The sequence below is a fragment of the Candidatus Binataceae bacterium genome, assembly GCA_036495685.1.
GTDB lineage: Bacteria > Desulfobacterota > Binatia > Binatales > Binataceae > JAFAHS01.
Genome location: DASXMJ010000233.1, coordinates 1 through 2,207, shown reverse-complemented (window position 1 = coordinate 2,207; position 2,207 = coordinate 1). Strand labels below are relative to the sequence as shown.

Annotated in this window: 3 protein-coding genes; all 3 read left to right on the top strand. The window is 56.4% G+C overall.

Features of this window, described 5'->3' with window-relative positions; translation table 11 throughout:
- The coding region (locus VGI36_21100; protein HEY2487649.1) for a toluene monooxygenase at positions 1 to 1,348 on the top strand (1,348 nt) is incomplete at its 5' end.
- A gap of 22 nt (positions 1,349 to 1,370) precedes the next feature.
- Positions 1,371 to 1,670 carry a toluene-4-monooxygenase system B family protein gene (locus tag VGI36_21095; GenBank protein ID HEY2487648.1) on the top strand — a complete coding sequence of 100 codons (300 nt, stop codon included), beginning with the start codon at positions 1,371 to 1,373 and terminating at the stop codon, positions 1,668 to 1,670.
- Between the two features lie 301 nt (positions 1,671 to 1,971).
- The coding region (locus VGI36_21090; GenBank protein HEY2487647.1) for a hypothetical protein at positions 1,972 to 2,207 on the top strand (236 nt) is incomplete at its 3' end.

Genomic DNA, 2,207 nt, shown 5'->3' with positions numbered 1-2,207 from the left:
CAAGATTAGCTATCCCGAATACGTGTCGGTGCAACGAGAGAAGGAAGCGGGTGCCTTTGCAGTCAAGGCGGCACTTCAGCGATCGAGCGTATTCGAGAGTATGGATGAAGGGTGGAAATCCTGCGCAAAGCTCCACTTTGGCGGCGTGTCGCTGGCCGAATACACAGCCTTCGTCGCAGAGGCTCGGATGGCGCGTTTTGGCCTCTCAGGCACGTGGCGCAACATGGCTGTGTTTGGTGCTCTCGATGAGATCCGCCACTGCCAGCTCAGCCTGTTTTTCGCGCATGAGTTTATCGGGAGGGATCCACAATATGACTGGGCGTTAAAGGCGTTCCACACGAACAATTGGGCGATCATCTCAGCGCGTGCTCTTTTTGACGCTATGATGGTGGGCGGCAATGTCGTCGATACGGCAATCCAATTGCCGCTCGTTTTCGAGACCGGCTTTACGAATTTGCAGTTCGTCGCTCTCGCATCGGACGCACTCGCTTCGGGAGACATCAATTTTGCCAACATGATCTCGTCCATTCAGACAGACGAGGCGCGGCATGCACAGCAGGGCGGACCGACTCTGGAAATTCTGATGAAGCACGACCCCGCACGCGCGCAGTGGATCGTGGACAAGACGTTCTGGCTGTCGGCTCGCGTCTTCGCTGTCCTTACGGGTCCTGCGATGGACTACTACACGCCGCTGGGTCACCGAAAGCAGTCCTACAAGGAATTCATGGAGGAATGGGTCATTGGCCAATTCTTCAGAATGCTCCAAGATTACGGTCTCAAGAAGCCTTGGTATTGGGATGAATTCATTGAAGGCTTGGATATCTGGCAACACTCGTTGCATCTCGGGGTCTGGTTCTGGCGGCAGACAGTGTGGTGGAAACCGCAGGCGGGCGTGTCCAAGGCTGAGAGACAATGGCTCAGCGCGAAGTACCCAAAATGGGAAGAGATCTACGGACCGATCTGGGATCAAATCATTACCAACGTAAACAACGGCGACCTACAAGCGACGCTTCCCGAGACCTTGCCGTGGCTCTGTAACACGTGCCATCTACCGCAATGCACTCATACCTCTTCACCTGATGGAAAGTTCCGTGTTCAGAGCTTCGCACTGACCCATAACGAGCATACCTATCACTTCTGCTCGAAGGTGTGTCGGCAGATTTGGTGGGAAGATCGCGATACGCTCCACGTGAAGACGATTGGCGAACGCCTCTTGGCGGGAGAAATACAACCACCTGACGTTTCTGGGGCGCTCAAATACATGGGCATCACCCCTGAGGTCATGGGAGACGATGCCTACGCCTACAAGTGGGCTGAGGACTACCGTCAGCGGGCAGCCGCGGAATAGAGCGCGTCATAAGCGAGCGATCATGAACGAACCACAATCCCTTCCCATTAACGCCAAATTCGGCGATGACTTCGTGCTGCAATTGGTTGTCATTACAACGGCCGATACGATGGCCGAGGTCGCGAGAAAGGTCGCGCATCATTCGGTGGGAAAACGCGTGCGACCGCAGGATCGTGACATGGTTGTATATTACAAGGGACGCGCAGTGGCCCGGGACGCAACCGTAACTCAAGTCGGCATCGGACCTTTTCAGCATGTCTTCGTCGACTACATGTCTTCGTCGACTACGCGTGAGGCGCTCAGAGAGGAAGGCGGTCCATGAACGATGCGGTCGGTCCGGTTCTTCGAATGTGCGATCAAGTGGAGTTCGTGATTCGCGCGATTGAGGAGGACAATCCAACCGACAGCGTCGAGATCGTGGACTGCGGAGCCTATGTGCGTGTCCAACGCTCTGGCTTTCTGAGACTCACGCGCGAGTCGCTTGAGCGTCAGTTGGGCGCCGGATTCACCGTCTCACAGCTTGCGTCAATCATGTCGGCATTTGCAGGCCGCATTCAAACTTCTTCTAGCGAGGTAGTGTGGTACTTTAAGAGTGCCAGCCCGCCTTCTCGGGAGAACGCGTCATGAGCGCCTCCCCGGGAGCAGGAGCTGCCCGACGCCGGACCTGGAGCGCCCTCGGTGAGGCGCGGCGGATGCCGAGGGAATATGAAATCGTCACGCATGATACTAACTGGACGTTGCGCAGCACGCGCGCAAGCGCCCTCGAAGCAAACCCATCTTCGCCTGCGAATCTTTGGTTTCTAACCTTCCGCGATCGCTCTCCGCTCCGCGTCGAGGACTGGAATGGCTTTCGCGATCC

Bases quoted from the DNA above. Each gene is read 5' to 3' on its own strand.
- VGI36_21095 (HEY2487648.1), top strand. From the start codon at position 1,371: ATGAACGAACCACAATCCCTTCCCATTAACGCCAAATTCGGCGATGAC.